19 protein-coding genes and 1 rRNA gene are annotated in these 18,699 nt (G+C 70.3%); 8 read left to right on the top strand and 12 right to left on the bottom strand.

Annotation, left to right across the window (positions count from 1 at the left end; genetic code table 11):
* Positions 1–92, top strand: a 5S ribosomal RNA gene (gene rrf / locus ACWEPL_RS41720); the annotation flags it as partial.
* 56 nt (positions 93–148) lie between these two features.
* On the opposite strand, the gene ACWEPL_RS41715 is transcribed toward rrf, so the two are convergent.
* Together ACWEPL_RS41715 and ACWEPL_RS41710 are read right to left on the bottom strand one after the other, a co-directional pair.
* Positions 149–1,138, bottom strand: a complete 990-nt coding sequence (locus tag ACWEPL_RS41715) for a hypothetical protein (protein ID WP_452439448.1) — start codon at positions 1,136–1,138, stop codon at positions 149–151.
* Positions 1,139–1,173: 35 nt separating this feature from the next.
* Positions 1,174–1,626, bottom strand: a complete 453-nt coding sequence (locus ACWEPL_RS41710) for an Lrp/AsnC family transcriptional regulator (protein WP_363976692.1) — start codon at positions 1,624–1,626, stop codon at positions 1,174–1,176.
* A gap of 127 nt (positions 1,627–1,753) precedes the next feature.
* Between ACWEPL_RS41710 and ACWEPL_RS41705 the strand changes: the two genes are divergently transcribed.
* Together ACWEPL_RS41705 and ACWEPL_RS41700 are read left to right on the top strand one after the other, a co-directional pair.
* Positions 1,754–2,641 carry a phenylalanine 4-monooxygenase gene (locus ACWEPL_RS41705; protein ID WP_452439447.1) on the top strand — a complete coding sequence of 296 codons (888 nt, stop codon included), beginning with the start codon at positions 1,754–1,756 and terminating at the stop codon, positions 2,639–2,641.
* Positions 2,642–2,674: 33 nt separating this feature from the next.
* Complete coding sequence (locus ACWEPL_RS41700) at positions 2,675–3,607, top strand: serine hydrolase (protein WP_452439446.1); 933 nt, start codon at positions 2,675–2,677, stop codon at positions 3,605–3,607.
* Here the strand turns inward: ACWEPL_RS41700 and ACWEPL_RS41695 are convergent.
* From ACWEPL_RS41695 to pstS, 5 genes are read right to left on the bottom strand one after another with little or no spacing between them, the layout of a single operon-like run.
* Positions 3,576–4,301 carry a response regulator transcription factor gene (locus ACWEPL_RS41695; RefSeq protein ID WP_363976683.1) on the bottom strand — a complete coding sequence of 242 codons (726 nt, stop codon included), beginning with the start codon at positions 4,299–4,301 and terminating at the stop codon, positions 3,576–3,578. The genes ACWEPL_RS41700 and ACWEPL_RS41695 overlap by 32 nt on opposite strands.
* The gene (gene pstB / locus ACWEPL_RS41690; RefSeq protein ID WP_357750699.1) at positions 4,301–5,077 is read right to left on the bottom strand and encodes a phosphate ABC transporter ATP-binding protein PstB; all 777 of its coding nucleotides are present in this window, start codon (positions 5,075–5,077) and stop codon (positions 4,301–4,303) included. The genes ACWEPL_RS41695 and pstB overlap by 1 nt, the downstream gene beginning before the upstream one ends.
* A gap of 15 nt (positions 5,078–5,092) precedes the next feature.
* Positions 5,093–5,968 (bottom strand): phosphate ABC transporter permease PstA, encoded by an 876-nt coding sequence (gene pstA / locus ACWEPL_RS41685; RefSeq protein WP_350729247.1) that lies wholly within the window; start codon positions 5,966–5,968, stop codon positions 5,093–5,095.
* Positions 5,965–6,945: a phosphate ABC transporter permease subunit PstC gene (pstC, locus tag ACWEPL_RS41680; protein WP_350729249.1), complete on the bottom strand. Its 981-nt coding sequence runs from the start codon at positions 6,943–6,945 to the stop codon at positions 5,965–5,967. The genes pstA and pstC overlap by 4 nt, the downstream gene beginning before the upstream one ends.
* 6 nt (positions 6,946–6,951) lie before the next feature.
* On the bottom strand, positions 6,952–8,055 hold the full coding sequence (gene pstS, locus ACWEPL_RS41675) for a phosphate ABC transporter substrate-binding protein PstS (protein ID WP_350729250.1): 1,104 nt from the start codon (positions 8,053–8,055) through the stop codon (positions 6,952–6,954).
* A 122-nt stretch (positions 8,056–8,177) separates the two neighbouring features.
* On the opposite strand from pstS, the gene ACWEPL_RS41670 reads away from it, so the two are divergent.
* Both ACWEPL_RS41670 and ACWEPL_RS41665 read left to right on the top strand, forming a co-directional pair.
* Positions 8,178–8,651 carry a low molecular weight protein-tyrosine-phosphatase gene (locus ACWEPL_RS41670; RefSeq protein WP_363976676.1) on the top strand — a complete coding sequence of 158 codons (474 nt, stop codon included), beginning with the start codon at positions 8,178–8,180 and terminating at the stop codon, positions 8,649–8,651.
* Complete coding sequence (locus ACWEPL_RS41665) at positions 8,638–9,423, top strand: fructosamine kinase family protein (RefSeq protein WP_452439445.1); 786 nt, start codon at positions 8,638–8,640, stop codon at positions 9,421–9,423. The genes ACWEPL_RS41670 and ACWEPL_RS41665 overlap by 14 nt, the downstream gene beginning before the upstream one ends.
* Here ACWEPL_RS41665 and ACWEPL_RS41660 read toward each other — a convergent pair.
* The gene (locus ACWEPL_RS41660) at positions 9,420–10,262 is read right to left on the bottom strand and encodes a TetR/AcrR family transcriptional regulator (protein WP_452439444.1); all 843 of its coding nucleotides are present in this window, start codon (positions 10,260–10,262) and stop codon (positions 9,420–9,422) included. The two genes, ACWEPL_RS41665 and ACWEPL_RS41660, sit on opposite strands and share 4 nt — an antisense overlap.
* A 63-nt stretch (positions 10,263–10,325) precedes the next feature.
* Here ACWEPL_RS41660 and ACWEPL_RS41655 point away from each other — a divergent pair, with 63 nt between their 5' ends.
* Positions 10,326–12,017 (top strand): right-handed parallel beta-helix repeat-containing protein, encoded by a 1,692-nt coding sequence (locus tag ACWEPL_RS41655; protein ID WP_452439443.1) that lies wholly within the window; start codon positions 10,326–10,328, stop codon positions 12,015–12,017.
* Here ACWEPL_RS41655 and hisN read toward each other — a convergent pair.
* From hisN to aroA, 3 genes are all read right to left on the bottom strand, one after another.
* Complete coding sequence (hisN, locus tag ACWEPL_RS41650) at positions 12,007–12,840, bottom strand: histidinol-phosphatase (protein WP_452439442.1); 834 nt, start codon at positions 12,838–12,840, stop codon at positions 12,007–12,009. The two genes, ACWEPL_RS41655 and hisN, sit on opposite strands and share 11 nt — an antisense overlap.
* Before the next feature lie 862 nt (positions 12,841–13,702).
* On the bottom strand, positions 13,703–14,746 hold the full coding sequence (gene rsgA, locus ACWEPL_RS41645; protein WP_364260048.1) for a ribosome small subunit-dependent GTPase A: 1,044 nt from the start codon (positions 14,744–14,746) through the stop codon (positions 13,703–13,705).
* Between the two features lie 250 nt (positions 14,747–14,996).
* On the bottom strand, positions 14,997–16,298 hold the full coding sequence (gene aroA, locus ACWEPL_RS41640; RefSeq protein ID WP_452439441.1) for a 3-phosphoshikimate 1-carboxyvinyltransferase: 1,302 nt from the start codon (positions 16,296–16,298) through the stop codon (positions 14,997–14,999).
* 271 nt (positions 16,299–16,569) lie between these two features.
* Between aroA and ACWEPL_RS41635 the strand changes: the two genes are divergently transcribed.
* A complete protein-coding gene (locus ACWEPL_RS41635) occupies positions 16,570–17,316 on the top strand; it encodes an SOS response-associated peptidase (protein ID WP_350729260.1) in 747 nt (248 codons plus the stop codon).
* 154 nt (positions 17,317–17,470) lie between these two features.
* Positions 17,471–17,803 (top strand): TraR/DksA family transcriptional regulator, encoded by a 333-nt coding sequence (locus ACWEPL_RS41630; RefSeq protein ID WP_452439440.1) that lies wholly within the window; start codon positions 17,471–17,473, stop codon positions 17,801–17,803.
* Positions 17,804–17,864: 61 nt separating this feature from the next.
* Here ACWEPL_RS41630 and ACWEPL_RS41625 read toward each other — a convergent pair whose 3' ends face one another.
* The gene (locus ACWEPL_RS41625) at positions 17,865–18,605 is read right to left on the bottom strand and encodes a class I SAM-dependent methyltransferase (RefSeq protein ID WP_357750681.1); all 741 of its coding nucleotides are present in this window, start codon (positions 18,603–18,605) and stop codon (positions 17,865–17,867) included.
* Between the last annotated feature and the right edge of the window lie 94 nt (positions 18,606–18,699).

The following is an 18,699-nucleotide window of genomic DNA, read 5'->3' as shown; positions in this document are numbered from 1 at the left end:
CACCCGGTTACATTCCGAACCCGGAAGTTAAGCTTCTCTGCGCCGATGGTACTGCACTCGGGAGGGTGTGGGAGAGTAGGTCGCCGCCGGACAATATTTATAGAAATGGCCCCACGCCGGTGCGTGGGGCCATTTCTTGTTTTAGGGGCTAATCCGCCGCCCGCACCAGCTCGAACAGGTGTGACCTGGGCGGCCGCGTCTCTCCCACCTTGGTGTGGCGCCCCGTCCGGGTGTCCACGCGGAAGATGATTTCGTGGAACAGCTCGCTCGTCCCGCATCTCAGCAGCACATCTCGAGAGCCGGCCCACCGGCTGACGTCGCAGATGCTTGCCCTGTCCTTCAACGGGAGCGAGAGGCGTACGTCATGGAGTGCCTTTCCGGTCCCGGTGTCGATGGTGACCAGCCGGGCCGGGCGGATGTCGGCGCCGCCCGCCGGGAAGTTCCTGGAGACGACCTGCGCGGCCTGGCCCGTCCCGTCCGGGGTCAGGGCGCCGGTCGCCTCGACGGCGCGGAGGCGGGCCGGCAGCGGCCTCGTGGTGGTCCCCGAGGCGTCCATGACCGAGAACGACTTGTCGTCCTCCACCATGAGCCTCGATCCGTCGTCGTCCAGCCGGTCCAGCCAGGAGCCCTCAGGCAGCCGCCACACCGTGCGGCCGGTGGCGACGTCCACGACGAAGCTCGGAGGCTCGTCCACGCCTTGCCAGCCCGCCACGTAGTCCACGTACAGCCAGCGCCCCTTGCCCAACAGCGCGGGCCGGTACGCGAGCCGGTCCCCGTCCACCCCGGGCACGGCCTCCTGGACCGCATGGACGGTTCCCCCCACCAGGTCCCGGACCACGAGGCGCCCGTCGCCGGCCCGCTGGTAGGCCAGGTAGCGGCCGTCCGCGGTCAGGTCCACGTAGCCCCGCTCCACCGCGTCCGTGAGCTGCCACGTTCTCCCGCCGGACGTCACTACGAACCAGTGGCCGCACTCATCGTGCGGCCCCTCGTCCTTGGCGTTGTCGCACAGGTACGCGTAGGCAGCGGGCTCGCCAGGAGCCGGGCGGGGCCGCTGGTCCGGAGCGCGGACGGTGGTCCACAGCGGGACCAGGGCCGCGCCGGCCGCCACCACGGCGGCGATCGCTATGAGCTTCTTCATGGCACCCCTCCATCAGGTTGGATGCCGCCGAGGTCCTAGCGGTTTTCGAGGAGGGGCTCGATGCGATACGGGATCTGGGTGGACAGGGCGATGGTCGTGTCCGTGCGCTGCACCGCCGGGGACGCCAGGATGCTGGCGATGATCTCCTGCAGGTGTTCGGTGGTGTGCGCGACCACCCGGCACAGCAGGTCGTGCTGGCCGCTCGTACCGTGCACCTCCAGGATCTGAGGTACGGCACGCAGCGCCTCCACCGCCTCCGACAGCCGCCCCTGGGCGATCTGCAGCCACACGAACGCCAGGATGGGGTAGCCGGCGCCGGCCGGTGACACGGTCGGGCCGAAGTCCTCGATCACGCCTCTCGCCGTCAGCTTCTCCACCCGGGCCTGTACGGTGCCGCGCGCCACCCCCAGCAGCCGGGCCAGCTCCGTCAGGCCGACGCGGGGATGGGCGCGCATGGTCACCAGCAACCTGGCGTCGAGATCGTCCATGGCGGACCCTCCCTGAACTGTGCGATTCGAGCAGAAGATGTGGGTTTGGGGAGGCGAAATCAAGCGTATCGCGCAGCAAAACTGGTCGCTGTTGTCAAGAGAACGCGGAATTGCTGTCATTTGGAGCATGTTCGAGGAAGCACAGTACTTCGCCCCTGTCGCAGCCCAGGAGGACGGGTCGGTGGTGGTGGAGCTGGCCGCGTCCCATCCGGGGTTCGCGGACACGGTCTACCGGGCGCGGCGGAACGCGATCGCGGGCCTGGCCGTCAACCACCGGCGGGGGACGCCCATTCCGGCGGCCGAGTACACCGAGGAGGAGCACGAGGTCTGGGCCCTGGTCGCCAGGGAGCTGGCGGTCAAGCACGCCAAGTACGCCACAGCCGAGTACCTGGACGGCGCCGCGCAGTTGGGGCTGCCGAAGGAGCGGATCCCGCAGCTCGAAGAGGTCTCGCGGCTGCTGGAACCGCTGACCGGGTTCCGGTATCTACCCGCCGCGGGGCTGGTGCCGCTGCGCGAGTTCTACGGGGTGCTGGCCGACGGGTTCTTCCACTCGACGCAGTACATCCGGCACCACTCCGTGCCCTTCTACACGCCGGAGCCCGACGTCGTCCACGAGGTGATCGGCCATGCCAACGCGCTGGCCGCCCCCCGGTACGCCGCCCTGTACCACCTGGCGGGGCAGGCCGCGCGGCGGGTGGAGTCCGAGGAGGCGCTGGAGTTCGTGTCGAAGGTCTTCTGGTTCACGATGGAGTTCGGGGTCATGGCGGAAAGGGGCGAGCTCAGGGCGTACGGAGCGGGGATCCTCTCGTCGTACGGGGAGATCGAGGAGTTCCGCGGGATGGACGTCAGGCCGCTGGACCTGTCCGCCATGGGGACCACGCACTACGACATCACGAAATATCAGGACGTGCTGTTCCGGGCCGAGTCCCTCCAGCACCTGGAGGATGTCGTGGGGGACTTCTGGGCCACGTGTGACGACGATTCGATCGCGAAATTGATCGCCGCGGACATCTAGCGGCCTGTCACGATTTTTCGTGATAATGCGTCAATGATCGCGGGCCGCAGCCAGGCGATACCCCGAGCGGTCATCGCCCTCGCCCTGCTCACAGCTCTCTTACCGATGCCTGCCCGGGTCCGGGCACAGCCGCCCGCTCCCGCCCGGCGGGAAACGGTCCTGGGCGTACGCGAGGCGGCCTTCGGTGCGCGGCTGGAGCAGGTCGCGGCCGAGGAGAACCTGGCGCCGATCCCTGCCGAGCGGATCGGCAAGCGGCTCGACCGCTACCTCGCGGGCCGGTCCGGTCAGGTCACTGCCATGGTCAAGGACCTGACGACCGGCCGGCTCTACCGCTACCACCCGGGCGAGCGCCTGATCACCGCCAGCACGGCCAAGGTGCAGATTCTCATGGCGCTGCTGCTGCGGACCTCGTGGAAGAGGCTGCCGGCGGCCGTCCGGCACGACGCCGACATCATGATCCGCTACAGCGACAACCACGCCGCCGACCGCCTCTGGTCACGCATCGGCGGCGCGCCCGGCTTCACCAAGGCAGGTAGGAAGCTGGGCCTCAAACACACCCAGGGCGTCCCAGGCGAGTGCGTTGACCTGTATTGCTGGGGAATCACCCGAACGTCGGTGGACGACCAGATCCGCCTCATGCGGGCCCTGGTGTCCGGCAAGAGCCCGCTGAAGGCCAAGGACCGCGATCAGGTGCTGAAGCTCATGGGTCACGTCGTGGCGGGCCAGAACTGGGGCATCAGCGCCGCCGCGTGCGCGGGCGACGGCGTGGCGCTGAAGAACGGCTGGCTCAAGCACGTCTCGAACAAGCTCTGGGCCACGGTCAGCGTGGGCCTGATCAGGGGCGACGGCCACGCCTACGCCGTTGCCGTACTCACCGAGGGAAGTCCCGAGGTGGGGTACGGCATAGCGACGGTCGAAGGCGTGACGAAGCGGATTATGCAGGACTTCCGGAAGTGCCAGGCGTGACCAGGCGGTAGCCGACGCCCCGTACGGTCTGGATGAGCTGGTCGTCCTCGTCGCCCAGCCGGGCGCGCAGGCGTTTGACGTGCACCGCGATCGTGTTCGTCGAGGTGTTGGCCGCGGCGTGCCACACGTGGCGCATGATCTGCTCGCGGGTCACCGTGCGATCGGCGTTGCGCATCAGGTAGTGCAGTAATTCGAACTCCCGCAGGGGCAGGTGGACCGCTCGCCCGCCCACCCGTACCTGATAGGCCTGCACGTCCAGCTCGACCCCGCCCACGGCGAGCACCTGGCGCGCGCCGGGCGAGGCCGCCTGGATGAACGGCAGCAGCTCCGCCACCCGGTAGGGCCGGGCCACGCAGGCGGCCGCGCCGGCGGCGAGCGCGCGTACCGCCTGCTCGGCGTGGCCCTCGCCGACGCCGAGCAGGACGGGTACGGCGCGCGCCAGCCGTACCGCGCGGACGAACTCCACCGCGTCTATGACCGGCAGCGTGGCCGAGACGAGCACCACGTCAGGCTGCAGGGCTCCCGCCTGGAGAAGGCCCTGAGCCCCGTCGGGCGTGCCTGTGACGGACACGCCCTCCCGTTCGAGCGCCGTGGCGAGGTCTTCCACGACCGCGCCGTCGGGGTCGGCGATGAGCAGTACGGGCTTCGTCCGCGCGTCCCCGATCATCGTGGATGCCGCCTGCTGTTGGGTCATCAGCCGAAGCGCCCCGTGATGTAATCCTCTGTTGCCTTCTGGGACGGGTTGGTGAACATGCGGGACGTCTCGTCCATCTCGATCACCTTGCCGGGCTTGCCCTGCTCGGCGAGGTTGAAGAACGCGGTCCTGTCGCTCACCCGGGCGGCCTGCTGCATGTTGTGGGTGACGATGACGATCGTGTACTCGTCCTTGAGCTTGGCCATCAGGTCCTCGATGGCCAGCGTGGAGATCGGGTCGAGCGCCGAGCACGGCTCGTCCATCAGCAGGACCTGCGGCTTGACCGCGATGGCCCGGGCGATGCAGAGACGCTGCTGCTGACCGCCCGACAGGCCGGCGCCCGGCTTGTTCAGGCGGTCCTTGACCTCGTTCCAGAGGTTGGCGCCCTTGAGCGACTCCTCCACGATCCCGTCGAGCTGCGACTTGCCGACCCGGCCGTTGAGCTTGAGGCCGGCGGCCACGTTCTCGTAGATCGACATCGTGGGGAACGGGTTGGGGCGCTGGAAGACCATGCCGATCATCCGGCGCACCGAGACGGGCGCGACGGTGGGGGCGTACAGGTCCTCGCCGTCGAGCAGGACCTTGCCATCCACCCGGGCGCCCGGGATCACTTCGTGCATGCGGTTGAGCGTGCGCAGGAACGTCGACTTGCCGCACCCGGACGGGCCGATGAACGCGGTGATCGAACGGGGTTCGATGGTCATCGACACGTCCTCGATCGCCTTGTGCGACCCGTAGTACGCGTCGAGACCCGAGACCTGGATCTGCTTGGACATTGCGGCGGTTACCCCCTATCGGCCCCTGGCGGGCGCACGCCACCAGGCGATCAGGCGCGCCACCAGGTTGAGCAGCATGACGATCAGGATGAGCGTGAGGGCGCCGGTCCACGCCCGGTCGATGGCGGTGTCGTTCGGGCGGGCCGCCTGGTCGAACACGAAGAGCGGCAGGCCCATCTGCGGTCCGGTGAACGGATCGTTGTTGATGGAGTTGGTGAAGAACACCGTCATCAGCAGCGGCGCGGTCTCGCCGGCGACGCGGGCCACGGCCAGCATGACGCCGGTCACGATGCCGGTGAGCGCCGTCGGCAGCACGACCTTCATGATCGTGCGCCACTTGGCCACACCCAGCGCGTACGAGGCCTCTCGCAGGTCGTTGGGCACCAGCCGGAGCATTTCCTCGGCCGATCTGACCACGGTCGGCATCATCAGGATCGACAGCGCGAGCGCGCCGGCCCAGCCGGAGAACTGGAAGCCCAGGACGAGGATCCAGAACGCGAAGACGAACAGACCGGAGACGACCGAGGGGATGCCGGTCATGACGTCCACGAAGAAGCTGATCGATCGGCTCAGCCGGCCGCCGTTGCCGTACTCGACCAGGTAGATCGCGGTGAGCAGGCCGATGGGGACCGAGACGGCCGAGGCGAGCAGGACCTGCTCCAGCGTTCCGATGATCGCGTGGTACGCGCCGCCGCCCGCGTCACGGGCGCCGATGCCGCGCATCGAGTGGGTCAGGAACTCGAGGTCGAAGCGGGCCAGACCGTTGGAGATGACCAGCCAGAGCACCGAGATGAGCGGTACGACGGCCAGCCCGAACGCCAGGTAGACCAGTCCCTGGACGATCTTGTCCTTGACCCGGCGGCTGGTCGAGATGTGCTGGATTGCTGTCATGCGCCGGCCCTCGAGTACTCTTTGCGGCGGTTGATGATCAGGCGCGCTCCCATGTTCACCAGCAGGGTGATGACGAACAGCACCAGACCGGAGGCGATCAGCGCCCCGCGGCCGATCTGGGTCGCCTCGCCGAAGCCGTTGGCGATGTTCGCCGCGATGCTGTTGGCGTGGGGCGTCAGGATCTCGAAGGTGATGTCGAAGGTCGCGGGGAAGATCAGCGCGACCGCGATGGTCTCGCCCATGGCGCGGCCGAGGCCGAGCATGGCGGCGCTGATGACGCCCGGGCGGCCGAACGGCAGCACGGCCATCCTGATCATCTCCCAGCGGGTGGCGCCGAGCGCCAGGGCCGCCTCTTCGTTCATCTTCGGCGCCTGGAGGAACACCTCACGCGAGATCGCCGCGATGATCGGCAGGATCATGATCGCCAGCACGATCGAGCCCGCGAGCATGGTCTTGCCGCCGATGGCGCCCTCTCCGGCGAACAGCGGGAACCAGCCGAAGGTCTCGTTGAGCCACTGGGACGGCTCTCGGATCAGCGGCACGAGGAACGCCAGACCCCACAGGCCGTAGACCACACTGGGCACGGCGGCGAGCAGGTCGACCAGGTAGCCGAGCCCCGAGGCCAGGCGGCGGGGCGCGTAGTGGGAGATGAACAGCGCGACGCCGACCGCGATCGGGGTGGCGATGACGAGCGCGAGTGTCGAGCTGAGGACGGTCCCGAACGCCAGGGCGGCGATGCCGAACACCTTCTGGCCGTTGGGGTCCCAGGTCAGCTCGGTGAAGAAGGACGCCTTGTTCGCCTGCAGGGCGGGGATCGCCTCGCTGATGAGGAACACGGCGATGGCCGCCATGATCGCCAGCAGGAGGACGCCCGCCGCCGTGGAGAGGAAGCGGAAGGGGCCTTCACCATGGCTGCGCCGCGAGGCGGACCGGCTCATGGCCGGTCCGCCGTCACGGGTCTTCAGATCGTTGGCCATCGGTGGCTAGGAGATCGCCTCGACAGCGGTGCGGACCTTGGTGAGCAGGTCGCCGGCCAGCGGGGCGTAGCCCAGCTCCTTCAGGGCCGCCTGACCCTCGTCACTGGCGGTGTAGGTGAGGAAGCCCTTGACCAGCTTCGTCTCCTCCGCCGACAGGCCCTTCTCGCAGGTGATCTCGTAGGTCACCAGGACGATCGGGTAGGCGCCCGGGGTCTTGGTGGCGTAGTCGATCGACAGGGCGAGGTCGTTGCCGGTGCCCTTGATCGTGGCGGTCTCGATCGTCTTCGCCGCGCTCTCGGGGGTGAGCTCGACGAACTCGTTGGCGCCGTTGGAGACCTTGGCCTTCTGCAGCGACGAGTTCTCGGCGTAGGAGAGCTCGACGTAGCTGATCGCGCCCTCGGTGTCCTTCACGGAGGAGGCGATGCCGTCGGAGCCCTTGGCGCCCTGGCCCTTGGCCTCGGCGGGCCACGCCTTGGCGGGCTCGTAGGCCCAGCCGGCGGTGGCCTTGAGGAACTTGGTGAAGTTGTCGCTGGTGCCCGACTCGTCCGAGCGGTGGAACGCCTGGATCGGGGTGGAGGGCAGCTTGGCGCTGGGGTTGTCCGCCTTGATCGCGGCGTCGTCCCACTTGGTGATCTTGCTGTCGAAGATGCCGCCGAGGGTCTTCGGCGACAGCTGCAGGCCCTCGACGCCGGGCAGGTTGTAGACCACCGCGATGGGGCCGGTCACCATCGGGATGTTGATGGCCTTGCCGGTCTTGCAGCGGGCGTCGGCCTGCGCGGGCTGGTCATCCTTCAGCGCCGAGTCGGAGCCGGCGAAAGCCACCGTGCCCTGGATGAACGCCTGCACACCCGCGCCGGAGCCGCTGGGCTGGTAGTTGAGGGTGACACCGGGGTTCGTGGCCGTGAAGTTCTTCGTCCACTCGGTGATCGCGTTGGCCTGGGCCGAGGAGCCCGCGGCGTTGATCGTACCGCTCAGACCATTGTCATTGCCCGCGGCGGGTGCACTGGCAGAAGTCGTGCTGCCAGCGGGGGCATTGTTGTCTGTGCCGCACGCAGCGAGGGAGAGCGCGCCGACGACGGCTACGGCGGCGAGCCGGCCTGCATACTTCACGGTTGGGTTTCCTCCCACTTGGTCCTTAGTCGCCATGAAAGCTATGCACCGAAGGTGACCGCAGCCCCCTGACAAGGGTGAACGTTCGGTGAACGGGCCCGGTCGCCCCCATGATGGGAGTTATGACTTATCGCGTATGCCTGGTGTGCATGGGCAACATCTGCCGATCCCCCATGGCGGAGGTGGTGCTCCGCCAGACGCTCGCCGAGCGCGGGCTGGGCGACCGCGTCACCGTGGAGAGCGCCGGAACCGGCGGTTGGCACGCCGGGGACCCCATGGACGAGCGGGCGCTGGCCATCCTCGGACAGTACGGCTATGACGGCTCGGCGCACCGGGCCCGGCAGTTCACCAAGGACTGGTTCGACCGGTACGACCTGGTGCTGGCCATGGACCAGGACAACCTCGCCAATCTGCGGCGGATGGCGCCGGTGGGGGCGGAGGTGCGGCTGTTCCGGTCGTTCGATCCCGCGGCGGAGGAGGGGGCCGAGGTGCCCGATCCGTACTACGGGGGCCCCGAGGGCTTCGAGGAGGTGCTCGCGCTGGTCGAGTCGGCCTCCGAGGGGCTGGCCAAGCACATCGCCGATGAGATCGGCTGAAGAGCTCGGCTCGTCGCACGGCCGACGGCTGCTGAAGGGTGTGCTGGACGACGGGCGTGAGGTGTTCGCCAAGACCGGGGCCGCCTCCGAGGTGTTCGCCTCGGAGGCGGCCGGGCTGCGGTGGCTGGGGGAGGCCGCCGTGGTGCCCGAGGTGGTGGAGGTGGGGCCCGACCGGCTGGTGCTGTCATGGGTACGCGAGGAGCCGCCCAGCGCGGCGGCGGCCGAGCGGTTCGGGCGTTCGCTGGCCCGGCTGCACCGGGCGGGAGCGGCCGGCTTCGGCGCGCCGTGGCCGGGGTTCATCGCCGACCTGCCGATGGACAACTCGCCCTGCTCGGACTGGCCCGGCTTCTACGCCTCCCGGCGGGTGCTGCCCTTCCTGCGGCAGGCGCGGCTGCCTGCTTCGGACGCGGCGCTGGTCGAGCGGGCCGTGGAGAGGTTCGCCGAGGTCGCGGGGCCTGCGGAGCCGCCGGCGCGGATCCATGGGGACCTGTGGAACGGGAACGTGCTGTGGTCGGGCGGGTCGGGCGTGCTGATCGATCCGGCGGCCCATGGCGGGCATCGGGAGACCGATCTGGCCATGCTGGCGCTGTTCGGGCTGCCGTACCTCGATCGGGTGCTGGGGGCGTACCAGGAGGAGTTTCCGCCGGCGGAGGGGTGGCGGGGGCGGGTGCCGCTGCACCAGCTGCATCCGCTGCTCGTTCATGTGGTGTTGTTCGGCGGGTCCTATCGTGACGGGCTGATGAACGCGGTCCGGGCCGTGCTCGCGCTCTAGCCGTTCTTGCGCTTGCGGTAGGCGCGTTGCTGGCAGGCGCGGGAGCAGTAGATGCGGGGGCGGCCGGAAGGCGCCGGCTCCAGCGGGGTGCCGCACTCGAGGCATGCTGAGCTTTCATCACGACTTTCGTCACGCTCTCGGATGAGAGCCTCGACGCCGTCGAGCTGGCGGCGCAGGCCGAACTCGAACGAGTCCTCGGGGTGGTCCCAGCCGCCCTCCGTCCAGAGGCGGGAAAGCGTGGGGAAACTGTTGAGGCGCTCGTAGAGGGCGTCGCGGCTGCCCCACCAGTCCTGCTCGGACACGCCGCTGCGGCGCTCCTCGCGCCGGGTCTCGACCAGGGTCAGCGCCTCGGCGTCCACGAACCGGCCCAGCATGCCCACGACGGCGATCACCTCGGAAGGGCGCAGGCCGGTGCCGGTGAGGGTGCTCAGCGTGTGCTCGTAGTAGGCGATGGCGTTGGGGCCGGGAAGGTGGCGGGTGCCGCGTACCTCGGCCAGCCATGGGTGCCGCCGGCGCAGTTGCCAGCCCTGCCTGGCCGCGGCCTCCAGCCGCATCCGCCACCCCTGCCCTGTCTCGGGCTCCTCGGGGGTGCCTGCCCGTTCGCTGTAGGCCTCGTCGACCATCAGGTCCACGAGCTGGTCGCGGCCGGGGACGTGGCGGTAGAGGGACATGGTCGTGAACCCGAGCCGGTCGGCGACCTTGCGCATCGACAGGCCCTCCAGGCCCTCCGCGTCGGCGATCTCGATGGCGGCCCGCACGATCCTGCCCAGGCTCAGGCCGGGCCGCGGCTCGCGATCCTCCTCCCGCCAGAGCAGTTCGACTTCGGGGTCGGTTGTCATGTCGCCTCCTCCTGTTTATGGTGTCTACTACGTGTACGCCATAAACAGCAAAGGCGGTCTGTGATGTTCCACTTCCACGTCGCACCCTCAGGCGACGACTCGGGTCCCGGCTCGGCCGACCACCCGTTCGCCACCCTCGAACGCGCGCGCTCCGCGGCCCGCGAGGTGGCCGGCGGCGCCGTCGTACACCTCCGGGGCGGGATCCACGCGCTGACGGAGCCGTTCTCGCTCGGCGAGGCCGACTCCGGGACGGTGTACCAGGCGTCCGGGTACGGCACTCCCGAGCAGGAGGAGGCGGTGGTGAGCGGCGGCCGGCCGATCACGGGGTGGCAGGTGCGGGACGGCGTCTGGACGGCGGAGGTCGGCGACCTCGACACCCGCCAGCTCTACGTGGACGGCCGCCGGGCCGAGCGCGCCTGGATCGCCGGCCTGCCCGGCGACGCTCGGGCGACCGCCACCGGTTACGTCACGGACGAGCCGCTCGGGTGGCGGAGCCCGGGGGACGTCGAGTTCGTCCACCGGGGCGTCTACCCGTGGACCGAGGCGCGCTGCGGGGTGGCGTCGGTGTCCGGGGACACGGTGGTCACGATGGCGCAGCCCGCGTTCGGGTGGGCCGCCGAGCTGTACAACTCGGTCTGGGCGGGGCAGACGTCGAGCGGTCCGGGGCTGCCGACCAGGATCGAGAACGACCCGAGCTTCCTGCGCGAGCCCGGGACCTTCGTGCTCGACCGCTCGCGGCCCGGGCGCCACGTGCTGCTCTACCTGCCCCTCCCCGGGGAGGATCCCGCTCGTACGCGGGTGGTGGCGCCGGTCCTGGAGACGCTGGTGAGCGTGGCGGGGGCGCGGGACGTGGCGTTCAGGGGACTGGTGTTCGCGGACGCGACGTGGCTGCGGCCGAGCCGCCCGGAGGGGTTCCTGCACTATCACGGGAACGGCTACTACGAGGGTGGCGGTGTCGAGACGGCGGTGCTCGGTGAGGGCGCGTCCGTGACGTATCCGACGGCGTCCGTGACGATTCCCGCGTGCGTGACGTTCGAGGACGCGGTCGGGGCGGAGGTCGAGGGCTGCCGGTTCACCCGGCTCGGGGCGACGGGGCTCGGGGTTTCCGGCGGCGCCGAGGTCGTGGTGCGGACCTGCGACTTCGACACCCTGTCGGGCGGCGGCATCGTGATGTCGGGGACGCGGAACGCCTCTGTCGAGGACAACAGGGTTCATCACATCGGGCTCGAATACAGCGGCTCACCGGGGATCGGCGTGACGGGCACGTACGGATGCGTCATCGCCAACAACGAGGTGACGGACGTCCCGCACTGCGGCATCACCGTCGGCCCAGGGGAAGGGACGCAGGTCCTGCGCAACCTCACCGTGGACACCATGGGGACGCTGGCCGACGGGGGCGGCATCTACCTGTCCGGGGTGCAGGGCGACTCGGCTGACAACCAGGCCCTGGTCCAGGGGAACGTCATCAAGGACACGCGGACGCCGTACAACTTCGGGCTCTACACCGACTACGGCGCCTCGTGGGTGACGGTCGAGGGGAACGTCGTCATGCGGGCCGACAGCACCTCCGTCCTGGAGGTCGGGCCGCCGCTGGAGAACGTGATCTACCGGGGCAACTTCTGGGACGCCGACCCCATCGGTCACGACAACCCGCCGAGCGGGGTCCGTTACGAGGACAACGTGACGATCAAGGACGGCGCCGCGCTGGACGCCGCCACCGCCGCCATCCAGTCCCGGGCGGGACTCAGGAGATGATCGAGGTGCCGTTGAGGCGGTCGATCACCTCGGTGTGCAGGATGCCGTTCGTGCAGACCAGGCTGCCGCCCTCCAGGCCCTTCACGCCGGAGACGTCGGTCCACTTGCCGCCGGCCTCCTCGACGATCACGGTGAGCGCCGCCATGTCCCACGGCGACAGCTCGGGCTCGGCCGACAGGTCCACCGATCCCTCGGCGACCATCATGTGCGACCAGAAGTCCCCGTAGGCCCGGGTGCGCCAGCAGGCTCGGTTGAGGTCGAGGAAGTTGTCGAGCTTGCCCGTCTTCTCCCATCCGCCGAAGCTGGAGTACGAGAACGACGCGTCCTCCAGGCTGGACACGGAGGACACCCGCATCCGGGACGCCTTCGTCAGGCTCTTGCCGGTCCACGCGCCGCCCTCGGTCGCCGCCCACCACCGGCGGCCCAGCGCGGGGGCCGACACCAGGCCGACGACGACCCTGCCGTACTCCATGAGCGCGATCAGGGTCGCCCAGACGGGGACGCCGCGCACGTAGTTCTTCGTGCCGTCGATGGGGTCGATGATCCACGAACGGGCGCCCCAGCCGGTCTTCCCGAACTCCTCGCCCACCACGGCGTCGCGCGGCCTGGCGCGGCGCAGCGTACCCCGGATGGCCTCCTCGACGGTGCGGTCGGCATCGCTGACCGGCGTCAGATCGGGCTTGGTGTCGACCTTGAGATCGACCGCCTTGAACCGCCGCATGGTCAGGTCATCGGCGGCGTCCGCCATGACGTGGGCCAGCCGGAGATCATCGTTGTAACCCTGCACGGTCGCCCACGCTACCGTGTCCGCCATACAGAACATCAGTCACCAACGCCCCTTTTCTGGTAACGGTGTCCATCTCGCGCGTGTCGCCACCACCCCAAACGACGGAACGGCGACGGCGCGGGGCTGGGATGGGGTGGTGCTGTGCTGGCCGACGGTGCATGGCTGCGGTGTCGCGGCGGTGCGTGGCGGGGCGACAGTGCAGTGTGGCGACGGCGCGGTGTGGCGACGGCGCGGTGCGGGGTGCGGTGTGGCAATGGCGCGGCGGTGAGGGGCGGTGGCGCGTTCTCGGCGGACGGCGTGGCCGGTGACGATGGCAACGCAGGCCTTCGACCGCCGACCGCGCTGCACTGCGTCACCCTAAGGACGCTTCGCTTGGCGGTCGGGCGCGGGCCGCGCGAGTGGCGGGCAGGCAGCGCCTCCGGGAGCGCTGTGGCCAATGCGCAAGGGGACGTCGGCGGTCTCGGCGGGCGCGTCCTGGTCGGTGCGTGGGGTCCGCGTGGCGTCGCCGGGTGCGCTCGACGGCAGGACGCTCGATGGCGGCACCCGTGCCGCGGCATGGCGTTGGGGCCCGTGACGGCGGGGCGCTTGATGGCGGGACCCGTGCCGCGGCATGGCGTTGGGGCCCGTGACGGCGGGGCGCTTGATGGCGGGCGGGCGAGGGCTCTCGACAGGGCGCTTGGCCGCGGGTGTGCAAGGCCTTCGGCGGGCGCGTTGCGTTGTGCGCCGCTGCACGGCGTCACAGGGACCGGGTGCTCGGTGGTGGGGTGCGGGGTGGCGGGACCGGCGGCGGCGCCCTCGGGAGCGCCGTGGCCGGTGTGCAGGGGGCGTCTGCGGCGTCGGCGGGCGTGCCCTGGTCGGTGCCCGGCGTCGCCGGGTGGGCCGGGGGCTCTGGCTGGGGTCAAGGGGTGTCGTCGAGGGTGCCTTCGCGGCTGGAGAGGAGGCGGCGGAGGGATTTGAGGCGGGTGGGATCGGCGTTGCCGGCGGCGACCCAGGCGTCCAGGGCGCACTCCGGGCCCAGGTGTGTGCAGCCCTTCGGGCAGTCGACCGTGCCCTCCACCAGGTCCGGGAACGCGGCCAGGACCGTTTCCATGGACACGTGGGCCAGGCCGAAGCTGCGTACGCCCGGAGTGTCGATGATCCAGCCGCTCTCCGGCAGTTCCAGCGCCACGGCCGAGGTGGAGGTGTGGCGGCCGCGGCCCGTTACGGCGTTGACCTGGGAGACGGCGCGGTTGGCGTCCGGGACCAGGGCGTTGACCAGGGTGGACTTGCCGACACCCGAGTGGCCGACCAGGACGCTGACGCGGCCCTTCAGGTGGTCGCGGAGCTCCTCCAGGGAGCCGCCCTTGTGCACGACGACGTGCGGGACGCCCAGCGGCTCGTAGAGGGCCACCAGCTCGTCGGGCGGGGCGAGGTCGGACTTGGTGAGGCAGAGCAGGGTGTCGATCTCGGCATCGAACGCGGCCACCAGGATGCGGTCGATCATGCGGGGCCGGGGCGGCGGGTCGGCCAGGGCGGTGACGATGACGAGCTGGTCGGCGTTGGCCACGACCGGGCGCTCGATGCCGTCGGTGTCTTCGGTGTCGTCGGCCGAGCGGCGCAGCATCGACGTGCGAGGCTCCACGCGGACGACCCTGGCCAGCGTGTCGGGGCGGCCCGAGACGTCGCCGACGAGGGCCACCCGGTCACCCACCACAATGCCCTTGCGGCCCAGCTCGCGGGCCTTCATGGCCACCACCAGGCGCCGCTGCGGCTGCTGCTTGCGTTTCTGCGCGGACCCCTTCGGGCGTTCGGGCTCGACCAGCGTCGTGTAGCGGCCGCGGTCCACGGCCACCACGAAGCCCTGCACGGCGTCCTCGTGAGCAGGACGGATCCGGGTCCGCGGCCTGGAGCCCTTGCCCGGCCTGACCCGTACGTCGTCCTCGTCGTACTCCCGCTTCTTCAGCGGTCTGCTCCCATGTCCTCGCTCGCTTTCGCTCGATGACCTGCGCGGTCGCCCCGGTCAGGCCGGAGACGCGTCGTCGGCCGGCCGGTGCTGATGGGGGATCGGACGCCGCCGCGGGCAGTCCGGGGTGGCGCCGTGCTGCTGGATCTTTTCCTCGCCATACAGGCGGCGGACCCTCACGGACCGCCCTTTTCCGACGTGCCCGGCGTTTCCGGTGCGAAACCCGCGCCCGAGGGCAGGCGCCGCCGGGTCACCGGGCCTCCAACATGCCGTCCCACATCCGGACGAACTCCGGCAGGGTCTTGGCGGTCGTCGCGATGTTCTCCACCTCCACGCCGGGCACCCTGAGGCCGATCACGGCTCCGGCCGTGGCCATGCGGTGGTCGTCGTAGCTGTGGAAGGTGCCGCCGTGCAGCGGGCGGGGGCGGATGATCAGGCCGTCGGCGGTCTCCTCCGCGTCGCCACCCAGCCGGTTGATCTCGGTGGCGAGCGCGGCCAGCCGGTCGGTCTCGTGGCCGCGCAGGTGGGCGATGCCCCGGATACGGCTCGGCGTGGTCGCGAGCGCGGCGAGGGCGGCGATGGTGGGGGTCAGCTCGCCCACCTCGTGGAGGTCGGCGTCGATGCCGGCGATCTCGCCCGTGGGCCGCCCCGTGACCACCAGGTCGGCTCCGTCGGGGGAGCGGGTCACGGTGGCGCCCATCGCGGTGAGGAGGCCGCGCAGGGCGTCGCCGGGCTGCGTGGTGCGCTCCGGCCAGGTGGGGATCGTCACGGTGCCGCCCGTGACCAGGGCGGCGGCCAGGAACGGGGCCGCGTTGGACAGGTCGGGCTCCACCGTCATGTCTCTGGCCGCGATCGGGCCGGGCTCGACGCGCCACACGTCGGACTCGCTGTCGTCGACCGTGACGCCCGCCGCCCTGAGCATCTCCACGGTCATCTCGATGTGCGGCTGCGAGGGCACCGGCGGGCCGACGTGGCGGATCGTGATGCCCTTCTCGAACCGCGCCGCGGTCAGCAGCAGCCCCGACACGAATTGCGACGAGCCCGACGCGTCCAGCGTGACCTCGCCGCCCGCCAGCGGCCCGCTGATCGTGAACGGCAGCGCGTTGTTGTCGATCCTGGCGCCCAGCGAGCGCAGGGCGTCGAGGATGGGACCCATCGGGCGCTTGCGCGCGTGCGGGTCGCCGTCGAAGGCGACCGGGCCGTCGGCCAGGGCGGCCACCGGCGGGACGAACCGCATGACCGTGCCGGCCAGGCCCGCGTCGATGCTCGCGCCGCCCCGGATCGGGCCCGGCGTCACGTGCCAGTCGACCCCCGCGGCGCTCTCGTCGGCGGGCTCCAGAGTGGCGCCCAGGGCCCGCAGGGCCGACGCCATCAGGTCCGCGTCGCGGCTGCGCAGCGCCCGGCGCACGACGCCGGGGCCGTCGGCGAGCGCGGCCAGGACGAGCGCGCGGTTGGTCACCGACTTGGAGCCGGGCAGCGGGACGGTGGCGGTGACCGGAGAGGTCGCCGTGGGCGCGGGCCAGTGCGGCGTGGGCGTGGTCGGAGCGGGCATGGTCAAAGAGTACTGGGAGTGGTAGGGCGAGGGTCACAGCCTGTGGACGGCGTCTCGCGTGCCGTCGCGCCCTGTGGACAACGCCGGTCATCAGGTGTGCCGGCGGGAGTGGGCCTCCGGTTTCCGCGGACGCCCCGAGGTAGGCGGGGGTGGGCCTGCCTCCGGTTTTCGTGCAGGTTCCGAGGTAGGTAGGGGTGGGCCTCCTGCTTTTGTGGACGCCCCGAGGCGGGCAGGCGAGCGAAAGCCGTACCGTACGTGGCAGTGTGGGGTTATGTGCGGTAGATACGCGTCGGCGCGCAAGAAACACGAGTTGCTCGAGGAGTTCGAGGTCGAGCAGGACGGCGACCCCGACACGGAGCTCGGGGCCGACTACAACGTCGCGCCGACCAAGAACGTCTACGCCGTGCTGAGCCGCGTGCCCAAGGAGGCCCAGCGGGCGGTGCGGCAGCTCAGGGTCGTGAAGTGGGGCCTGGTGCCCGCCTGGGCGAAGGACCCGTCGATCGGGTCCCGGCTGATCAACGCCAGGATCGAGACGGTGGCCGAGAAGCCGTCGTTCCGGCAGGCGTTCGCCAAGCGCAGGTGCCTGCTCCCGGCCGACGGCTATTTCGAGTGGATGCCGGTCGAAGGCGAGAAGAAAAAGAAACAGCCGTACTTCATCCATCCCGAGGACGGCGGGGTGCTGGCGATGGCGGGCCTGTACGAGTTCTGGAAAGACCCGTCCCGGGCCGATGACGATCCTCTCAAATGGCTGGTGACCTGCACCGTCATCACCACGGACGCCGAGGACGAGCTCGGCCGCATCCACGACAGGATGCCCATGATGATCGAGCGCGAACGCTGGGCCGAGTGGCTCGACCCCAAGGTCACCGACGTCGGGCAGGCCACGCGGCTGCTGGTGCCCGCCGAGCAGGGGCGGCTCACGGCGTATCCGGTCTCCACGGACGTCAACAACGTCAGAAACAATGGCCCGGACCTCATCAAACCTCTACCGGAAGAGGAGGAAACCGCACTTTTCTAAAGGTGTAAGAAGCACGGTAAGTGGGCATCCGGTGAGGAAAGCGATGCATCCGTTTACTCGGTGTCACCGCCATAAATGCCCCTAATTGCACCGGGCGGGACAACCGGGGAGTCCCAGCCGCGGGTTGCCGTGATTCACCCGGAGGTGCGGATTCGTGGACGTCACGACCGCTCGTGAGCGGCTGGAAGACATGCTCGCGGAACTGGACCGATCGATCGGGGTCCTCCAGGGCGACCCCGTCGCCGTGCGCGAGCACTCGGCGGCCGACGCGGGTTCTGACCTGACCGACACCGATCGGGCCCAGGCCATGCTGACCGTGGCCACGTCACAGCGGCGCGCCGTGGTCGAGGCCATCAAGCGCCTGGAACAAGGCGTGTACGGCCGGTGCCTCGACTGCGCCAAGCCGGTGCCGGAAGGGCGGCTGGAGGCCCGTCCGGAGGCCGCGCGGTGCGTGCAGTGCCAGGGCAAGCGGGAGCGGCGCCGCTGAGCGAGCCGGGATGCCGCCGGACACGAAGAACGGCGGCACACCTCTCTACAGCCAGGCGGAGTCAGCTTTTGCGGCAGCTGGCGACCAGATGGATGCCGACCGTGTCGTCGTCGTCCGGATGGGCCTCCAGCTCCGTACGGACCAGGTAGTTGAGCGCGCGTGCGTCGGCCCCGAGCACGTGGTCGACCGTGGACGGGGACAGCACCGTGCGCGGCCGCATCCACTCCACCTCGAGCCCGGCGCCCATCAGCAGCTCGCGCAGCTGCCCGCTGCTGAAGCACCGCGTGATGCTGCCGTCCGGCCACGGCACGAGCATGACCTCGCCGGTCTGCCGCAGGTGCTGCCACTGCTCCTGCTCGGCCAGGATCGCCATGCCCAGCACCAGCGAGTCGACGCACACCAGCGCCCGCCCGCCGGGCCGCAGGACCCTGGCCACGTCGCTCATCGCCGACTCGGCCATCAGCTCGATCGACATCACGCGTTCCTCGGCGAGCACGGCGTCCACGCTCGCGTCCGGCAGGAACGCCAGATCGTCGGCGCGTACGTGCCGGACCCGGTCGGCGTCCCGCAGGCCGGACCGCCCGTCGACGGTGCGGCGGAAGTCGAGCACCTCGATCACCTTGTGCCCTGCCCTGGCCACCTGGCCGGACCAACGCCCGCGGCCGCCGGAGAGATCGAGGACGACGGAGGGTTGGCCGGGGAGCCAGCGGTTGAGTTGTTCGGCGGCGACGGCGCGGTAGAAGGTCCAGTACGGCCCAAGCGTCCCTGAGCCGTTCAGTTCCTCGGCCGGAATGGGCAGCACACGCGACTCCTGAGTTCCGGGTAAAGGGCTACCAGCCGGTACGTATGGACGTTCCCCGCACCGGGTCCTTCGTACCTTCTATCTTGCGGGAACA

The sequence above is a fragment of the Nonomuraea sp. NPDC004186 genome, from assembly GCF_053603495.1.
Note: the sequence above shows the minus strand (reverse complement) of the source record. Positions and strands in the feature narration are given on the sequence as shown.

Excerpts from the sequence above, each read along its gene's own strand:
- hisN (WP_452439442.1), bottom strand. The coding sequence starts at position 12,840 with ATGTTCTGTATGGCGGACACGGTAGCGTGGGCGACCGTGCAGGGTTAC.
- ACWEPL_RS41655 (WP_452439443.1), top strand. The coding sequence starts at position 10,326 with ATGTTCCACTTCCACGTCGCACCCTCAGGCGACGACTCGGGTCCCGGC.
- ACWEPL_RS41635 (WP_350729260.1), top strand. The coding sequence starts at position 16,570 with ATGTGCGGTAGATACGCGTCGGCGCGCAAGAAACACGAGTTGCTCGAG.
- aroA (WP_452439441.1), bottom strand. The coding sequence starts at position 16,298 with ATGCCCGCTCCGACCACGCCCACGCCGCACTGGCCCGCGCCCACGGCG.
- ACWEPL_RS41700 (WP_452439446.1), top strand. The coding sequence starts at position 2,675 with ATGATCGCGGGCCGCAGCCAGGCGATACCCCGAGCGGTCATCGCCCTC.
- ACWEPL_RS41710 (WP_363976692.1), bottom strand. The coding sequence starts at position 1,626 with ATGGACGATCTCGACGCCAGGTTGCTGGTGACCATGCGCGCCCATCCC.
- ACWEPL_RS41670 (WP_363976676.1), top strand. The coding sequence starts at position 8,178 with ATGACTTATCGCGTATGCCTGGTGTGCATGGGCAACATCTGCCGATCC.
- ACWEPL_RS41665 (WP_452439445.1), top strand. The coding sequence starts at position 8,638 with ATGAGATCGGCTGAAGAGCTCGGCTCGTCGCACGGCCGACGGCTGCTG.
- ACWEPL_RS41715 (WP_452439448.1), bottom strand. The coding sequence starts at position 1,138 with ATGAAGAAGCTCATAGCGATCGCCGCCGTGGTGGCGGCCGGCGCGGCC.
- ACWEPL_RS41660 (WP_452439444.1), bottom strand. The coding sequence starts at position 10,262 with ATGACAACCGACCCCGAAGTCGAACTGCTCTGGCGGGAGGAGGATCGC.
- pstB (WP_357750699.1), bottom strand. The coding sequence starts at position 5,077 with ATGTCCAAGCAGATCCAGGTCTCGGGTCTCGACGCGTACTACGGGTCG.
- ACWEPL_RS41695 (WP_363976683.1), bottom strand. The coding sequence starts at position 4,301 with ATGACCCAACAGCAGGCGGCATCCACGATGATCGGGGACGCGCGGACG.
- pstC (WP_350729249.1), bottom strand. The coding sequence starts at position 6,945 with ATGGCCAACGATCTGAAGACCCGTGACGGCGGACCGGCCATGAGCCGG.
- ACWEPL_RS41705 (WP_452439447.1), top strand. The coding sequence starts at position 1,754 with ATGTTCGAGGAAGCACAGTACTTCGCCCCTGTCGCAGCCCAGGAGGAC.
- pstA (WP_350729247.1), bottom strand. The coding sequence starts at position 5,968 with ATGACAGCAATCCAGCACATCTCGACCAGCCGCCGGGTCAAGGACAAG.